We start from the raw sequence: 6,820 nt of genomic DNA, 5'->3' as shown, positions 1-6,820 counted from the left end.
ATGTTCTGCCGTATTCGCGGTTACCTATCCACTCTACGCAAACAGGGGCATAACGTTCTGGATGCCCTCATGGGATTGTTCTCTGGAAACCCTATAACTCTCCTACCCCAGCCTGAGTAGTTACTATGTAACAGAAATAAGAGAGGACATCAGATCTTTGAAAACTACTCTAACCTCCCGAGATGATTCTCCTTCTTATTCAGCTATAGAAGAGCGGATTAGGCTTACAGAGAGAATCAGACACATGAAGCTGATTCGAGATCAAGTAGACGTATTACTAGGGGGATTCTCAGTTCTTTCAGAAGAATGGCATGAAGTTCAAACGAGCCTCACCAACTTACCCAAAGGAATACTTTCAGAGGAAGACAATTCTAAGCTTACAGATTTAGAGCAACTTTTTCAGCAGCAACTTCAAGAATATGGATTTAGTAGCCTTAATTCTTCCGATATTAAAATTTCTTCCAATTCTTATTTTCCTGAATACGAAGGGTTTGATTTGCAGTTTGATCTTTCTGCAAGTGACTACATCAGAATCTTCTGGGCTTATTTATTAGGCTTGCTAGAGGTTTCCAGAACTCACCAAACCAATCATTTAGGCTTGCTTGTGTTAGATGAACCCCGTCAGCAAAGCGCCCGTGAAGCTAGTATTAGAGCATTTTTAAGTAGAGCAAGTCGATCACGGGAGTATGATCAACAAGTGATCATTGCTACGAGTGAAAGTAGAGCAGTGCTTGAGCAATATCTTGGCGATATCCCACATACATACAGAAGATTTGATGGTAGAATCATTTCGCCTATTTCTTGAAAGTTTAATATTAATTTTGTGATTTCGCTTGATTTTTCATCTGCCCCGGTCGTGTATATTGCAGTCCAACAACGCCCATGCACCCGACCGTCAAGAGGTTATCTGTTTGAGTTCGAGGCTGTCTGCGGCGGGTGATGGGCAACGTTAGACAGACTATTTTGCTGATTAGGAATGTTGATTTACTAAAGTTGACGGAGTCATCAACAACCATGAATCCTGATGTTGAGAAAACTGCATCGCTCATTCCAGAGTTTTATTTTGATTTGCTTGCTAGAATATTGCCGGGGTTGCTATTCTATGCTTGTGTTGACTATGCGTGGTGGGGAACCCTACATAAACCAGGAACACTTTTAGAATCTTTTTTTGTAGTAGCTGTATGCTATGTCCTAGGCTTGATCATGGATTTGGTTGGAGATTTAATTCTTAACAAATTTGAAATACGCAACGCTGTAATAATTGTTTTAAATAAGCTTCCACAAGTTAAGAACCCTCAAGTCGTGAATCTTTTGGTGAAGATGTGTGCGGAAGTAATTCTACTACGCTCTCTATGGTTGACATCTTCGATATTTTTTGTGTTTTCTGTATTAACTCACATTTTCAAGACACTTCCACAACACCTCAGTGGTTTAACCGCACTTATTTTTCTTCTTCTTGTATTGCTATTTGTAGTTTTCCGATACTTTCAGGAAGTGGTTGAAGAACGATTGAGAATAAATAGTGATTAAGAGCATAGCGTCTTCAACTGAAGCAATGTTAGAACAAGGCTCAAGCGCAAAAATATTAAATGAAGTTCATCAAAGTACAGATCTGAACCCAAAGTTGCCATCGCTGTCTAACAATATGCCATGCACACCGGCTGCCGAGAGGGTGTCTGTGTGCATCAAGAGATCTGTGGCGGGTGATGGGCAACGGTTAGGTAGCGAGTGTGCAAACCTCATCCGAGAGGCAAAATTGGAAGGACTGAACACGACCTGTTGCAGAGATTGGCAGTTGATTTAGGTAGGTTGTCAATATGATCGGTATATTGACCGCTCCTTTTTAGCACTCCCAGGGCGGAACAGGGTGGAACTGTTCGATTAAAAAATCAATCATGGCGTGAACTTTCGGAGCCATGATCCGGCGACTGGGATAGAGTAGCCAAATTGCCGCATGCGTGGTGAATGGAAATTCTGGCATCACCTCTACTAGTCGTCCAGCTTTCAGGCTTTCACTCGCATTCCACAGCGACTTAACGCCAATCCCCAGACCCTGCTCAAGCATGGTGCGTAACGCCTCACCATCGTTGATCACGAACGATCGCGGAACGCTCACCGTCTGTCCATTTTCAAATGTCCACTTGCTTGCTTCCCCAAGGCATACGCATTGATGCTCGGCTAGATCGTCAGGTGTTGTAGGCGCACCATATTGTTCAAGATAGGTCGGAGAAGCCACGAGAATACGCCGATCGGAGGCCAGCTTTCGCACAATCAGACTGCTATCCACCAATGGCGCATTGCGAATAATCAGGTCATAGGCCCCTTCGACCACATCCAACACTGCATCGGATAGACGCAAGTCAAGGCTGACCCGGGGATGGCGGGCATGAAATTCAGCCAGGGTGGGGATGATATACATCCGGCCAAAGGAACCTGGCATGGTGATTTTCAGTATCCCCTCAGCTGCTGCCCCCTGCCCCTTGACCGCACTGAGTCCGGTTTCTAGCGTTTCGATCATCTCTTGTGCATAGGGCAAAAATGCCTCGCCATCGGTGGTCAGAGAAACGGCGCGGGTCGTTCGGTTGAACAGCCGCACACCGATGGTTTCTTCAAGCTTGACCAGACGGGCGCTGGCACTGGCGGAGGAAAGACCCAGGTCTTGCGCGGCGGCTGTGACCCCGCCAAGTGCGGCAATTCTTAGAAATAAACGGAACGATAGAATATCCATTTATCAAAAATATCCGAATTATCATTTCGCGAAAAGCCTGTTTATCTTTTTTATCCAAAAAATTACGATGACATTAATAGTTAGACGACTCCCCTGGAGGTGACATGATGAAAGCAATGCTCCTAAGCTCGTATGGTGAAGACGCCCAGTTTGAACCTGTAGATATCGAAAAACCTCAGGTAAAGTCGGGCCATGTCCTCATCAAGATTGCGGCATCGAGCGTGAATACGGTCGATACTATGATTCGTAAGATGGGCAAGGTGTTGCCCCTTTCGCCCGACACGCCTGCGATTCTCGGCATGGACTTCGCCGGGGCGATCGAGGCCGTTGGCGAGGGCGTGTCAACCTATGCTGCGGGGGACGAAGTTTACGGCTGTGCGGGGGGGCTGGCGGACTTGCCAGGCACCTTGGCTGACTACATTGTGGCGGATGCCAATCTAATTGCCCCTAAGCCGACAAACTTGTCGATGCGTGAAGCCGCTGCCTTGCCGCTCGTTGCCATTACGGCTTACGAAGGTCTAACCCGTGCGGGCGTACAACCAGGTCAGAAAGTTCTCGTTCATGGCGGTTCTGGTGGTGTTGGTCATGTGGCTTTGCAGCTGGCAAAACATTTTGGAGCCGATGTCTATTCCACGGGCGGTGGTGATAAACAGTTAGCTCTGATCGAGCAACTGGGTGCAACAGGCATCAACTACAAGACCGAATCGGTTGAGCAGTACGTTGCGAAACACACCGGTGGGAAAGGTTTTGACGTGGTGTTTGATTCTGTTGGTGGGGCAAATATGCTCAATTCATTTGAAGCGGCTGCCCTGAATGCTCACGTTGCATCCACGGTGTCGCTGTGCGAACTGGATTTGACGTTGGCTCATTTCAAAGGCTTGTCATTGCATGTTGTGTTTATGCTCATTCCGATGCTGCACAACTTTAAACGGGAACAGCACGCGGAAATCCTGCGCCGCTTATCTGAAATTGTCGAGTCGGGTGGCCTCACGCCTGTAATGGATGAGGAGCGCTATGGCTTAGAACAGGCTGGCCAGGCCCATGCTCGTTTGGAAAGCGGAAAAGCCATGGGCAAGGTCGTTATTGAGAACTAATGAGCCGGTGTCTGACTCAACCCGGAAACAACAATGCCCTGTATTGGCGGTGATGCGCCAGATCGGGTTTCCCCAGTAAACAATTAGGAGATTACAAAATGCAGTACGACAACTTCACAACCTTCAATGTTAATGTCGCCAACGCCATTGCCTGGGTCACTTTTGACTATCCCCCAGTTAATGTTCAGGGGCAGGAAATGCTGGCTGATCTAAATGGCCTTGCTTTAAGGCTAGAACGCGATCGCGAAGTCAAAGTAGTTGTTTTCCAGTCAGCCCATCCAGAAATCTGGGTTTGCCACTACGACACAAACCTATTGAAGGATATGTCGATGGAAGCGGTCTCCCGTGAAGAAGCGAAATTGCTGGATCTGCAATCGGTTTTAGAACGCATCAGCAAGTTACCCCAAGCCACCATTGCCAAACTCGAAGGCTTTGCACGCGGTGGCGGTCATGAATTTGCACTCGCTTGTGATATGCGTTTCGCCGCACGGGGGAAATTTAAGTTTATGCAGATGGAAGTCGGCATGGGTATCTTGCCCTGTGGCGGTGGTGCATCCCGTATGGCGCGTCAGACCGGGCTCGGTCGGGCATTGGAAATTATCCTCAGCGCCCGTGACTTTACTGCGGACGAAGCCGAAGCATACGGCACAATCAACAAAGCACTCGAGCCGGATGAAATCGGTCCCTATGTTGATGAGCTAGCCAATCGTATTGCTAAATTCCCGGCAGCATCCATCAATGCCTGCAAGCAGGCAGTTTATGAGTCCATTGACAAGCCGATTGATGAAGCGCTCAAGGCAGAAGCTTACTGGCTCTATCAAGCAACCAGTAAAACCCCTGCCATCAAGCGTTTTACCATCGCTGATGAGAAAGGCATGGAGCATGACATGGAGAACCAGCGTAACTGGAATGATTTAGTGATGAAAGTTCAGGAAATAAACTAGTGATTAGCGGTTTATCTCTGATCATCAAGGCACTTGTGAAGGGATCTCACCATGCTCAAATCATCTGTTGAAAAAGTCCAGTTCAAACCGATTAACCGGGGGTACACCACCGTATTCCAACCCAATCGATTGAGTATCGGTTTAGTCGTCCCCATTGAGAACAACGCCCACAATCCTGTGCCGACGCTAGAGCGCCATCTTGAACGGGTTCAACTGGCTGAGGAGCTGGGCTTTTCTGCCGTGTGGTTGCGCGATGTGCCGTTCAATGTGCCCTCCTTTGGCGATGCTGGCCAGACGTTCGACCCATTTGTCTACCTTGGCTTCTTGGCAGGGCAGACCCAGCGCATTGCCCTGGGCGTTTCCAGCATCATTTTGCCGCTGCGTCACCCGGCCCATGTGGCTAAGGCGGCGGCAACTGCTGATGTGCTCAGCGGGGGGCGGCTGATTCTGGGAGTGGCTTCTGGCGATCGCCCGGAGGAGTACCCAGCCCTCAACTTGCCCTTTGGCGATCGCGGCACCCGCTTTCGCGAGAGCTTCGACTACATTCGGCGCATGGGCGAAGACAGACCCAGCTTCGAAAACGCCTACGGCAATCCCGGCGGTAGCATGGACATGTTACCCAAGCCAGTCTCCGGCAAACTGCCCTTGCTGATCACGGGTGGCAGCCAGCAAGACCCCAACTGGATTGCTCAAAACGGGGATGGCTGGATGACCTATCCACGCGATACAGTTGCCCAGGCACAAGTGATTCGCGATTGGCAAGCTAGGGTTGAGGCGGCGGGGAAACCGGCCAAGCCGGTGATGCAGCCGCTTTATGTGGATCTGGCCGAAGATTCAGACACCCGTCCCCAACCGATCCACCTAGGATTCCGCCTAGGGGTAAACCATCTGCGAGATTACCTGAAATCGCTAGAACAAATCGGCATGAACCACGTGGCGTTGAATTTGCGATTTAACCAGGCGGATATCGAAACAACACTGAAACGTCTGGCTGATGAGATTTTGTCAGACTTTGCTGACGGAGGACGCTAAAACGATGACAAAAACAATTCTAATTACAGGGGCCACCGATGGCATTGGGTTAGAAGCCGCCAAGATTTTGGTCTCGCAAGGGCACAGGGTACTGCTGCATGGACGCAATCCCCAAAAACTGGAGGCTGTTGAAAAATCACTCTCTGCGCTTTCGGGAGGGGGCGTTGTTGAAGGCTATGTCGCTGATCTGTCGCGCATGGCCGATGTGGAGTTGCTGGCACAGGCTGTGGCGGAAAACCACGCTAATCTGGATGTCTTGATCAATAACGCAGGGGTCTATAAAACAACTGATACAGTTACGTCGGATGGACTAGATGTGCGCTTTGCGGTGAATGCGATCGCACCCTATCTCCTCACCCAACGCCTGATTTCCCACATCCCGGCATCGGGCCGAGTCGTCAATGTATCCTCCGCAGCCCAATCTCCAGTTAGTCCAGCCGCACTGATGGGGCGGATTCAGATCTCTGACGATTTCACGACCTATGCCCAAAGCAAGCTGACCTTAACCATGTGGTCTCACCACCTTGCCCTTTCACTTCAGGATGACGGCCCAGCTATCATTGCGGTTAACCCTGGATCACTGCTCGGTAGCAAAATGGTAAAAGAAGCATTTGGTGTTGCGGGTAGCGATATCCGGATCGGGGCAAAAATCTTAGTTCGTGCAGCGTTAACTGACGAATTTGCGGCGTCTTCTGGTAAGTATTTTGACAACGATCGTGGTCAGTTTGCTGCGCCACATCCTGATGGATTGAGTCCACAGAAATGCCAAGATATCGTACAGGTTATTGAAGGAATTTTGGCAGAAATCAAGAGTTAGAACAGGGCAAACGCAGGGCACCAACTCAAAGCGAGACGTTTTCCCAAGGAGAGTATTCAGAAGTCAGGAGTCAGGGATCAGGGCCTCACTGGCTTCTGGCTTCTGGCCCCTGATTCCCCACCTAGCCAGGATTTTCCGGCTTAAGTTAATACCCCAAACGCATGCTCCAATATTTTCGCAATAAGAGTCACTAAAGGCTTTCTTA

Annotated in this window: 7 protein-coding genes; 6 read left to right on the top strand and 1 reads right to left on the bottom strand. The window is 49.3% G+C overall.

What is annotated here, in order from left to right:
• Positions 1-244: 244 nt before the first annotated feature.
• Together VB741_RS23075 and VB741_RS23070 are read left to right on the top strand one after the other, a co-directional pair.
• The gene (locus VB741_RS23075) at positions 245-805 is read left to right on the top strand and encodes a hypothetical protein (RefSeq protein WP_323367572.1); all 561 of its coding nucleotides are present in this window, start codon (positions 245-247) and stop codon (positions 803-805) included.
• A gap of 209 nt (positions 806-1,014) precedes the next feature.
• Entirely contained in the window at positions 1,015-1,530 is a 516-nt protein-coding gene (locus VB741_RS23070; RefSeq protein ID WP_323367571.1) for a hypothetical protein, read from the top strand.
• 313 nt (positions 1,531-1,843) lie between these two features.
• Here VB741_RS23070 and VB741_RS23065 read toward each other — a convergent pair whose 3' ends face one another.
• Positions 1,844-2,728, bottom strand: a complete 885-nt coding sequence (locus tag VB741_RS23065) for a LysR family transcriptional regulator (RefSeq protein WP_323367570.1) — start codon at positions 2,726-2,728, stop codon at positions 1,844-1,846.
• A gap of 107 nt (positions 2,729-2,835) precedes the next feature.
• Here VB741_RS23065 and VB741_RS23060 point away from each other — a divergent pair, with 107 nt between their 5' ends.
• The 4 genes from VB741_RS23060 to VB741_RS23045 all read left to right on the top strand — a co-directional run bounded on the left by VB741_RS23060 (position 2,836) and on the right by VB741_RS23045 (position 6,615).
• A complete protein-coding gene (locus VB741_RS23060) occupies positions 2,836-3,822 on the top strand; it encodes a zinc-dependent alcohol dehydrogenase family protein (RefSeq protein ID WP_442786438.1) in 987 nt (328 codons plus the stop codon).
• Positions 3,823-3,920: 98 nt separating this feature from the next.
• The gene (locus VB741_RS23055; protein WP_323367568.1) at positions 3,921-4,766 is read left to right on the top strand and encodes an enoyl-CoA hydratase/isomerase family protein; all 846 of its coding nucleotides are present in this window, start codon (positions 3,921-3,923) and stop codon (positions 4,764-4,766) included.
• A gap of 51 nt (positions 4,767-4,817) precedes the next feature.
• Positions 4,818-5,798, top strand: a complete 981-nt coding sequence (locus tag VB741_RS23050) for an LLM class oxidoreductase (protein WP_323367567.1) — start codon at positions 4,818-4,820, stop codon at positions 5,796-5,798.
• 4 nt (positions 5,799-5,802) lie between these two features.
• A complete protein-coding gene (locus tag VB741_RS23045) occupies positions 5,803-6,615 on the top strand; it encodes an SDR family NAD(P)-dependent oxidoreductase (RefSeq protein ID WP_323367566.1) in 813 nt (270 codons plus the stop codon).
• The last annotated feature ends 205 nt before the right edge of the window (positions 6,616-6,820 follow it).

It is taken from the genome of Leptothoe sp. PORK10 BA2, assembly GCF_034932105.1.
GTDB lineage: Bacteria > Cyanobacteriota > Cyanobacteriia > Phormidesmidales > Phormidesmidaceae > Leptothoe.
The sequence above is the reverse complement of the archived record's forward strand: the minus strand, read 5'-3'. Positions and strand labels throughout refer to the sequence as shown.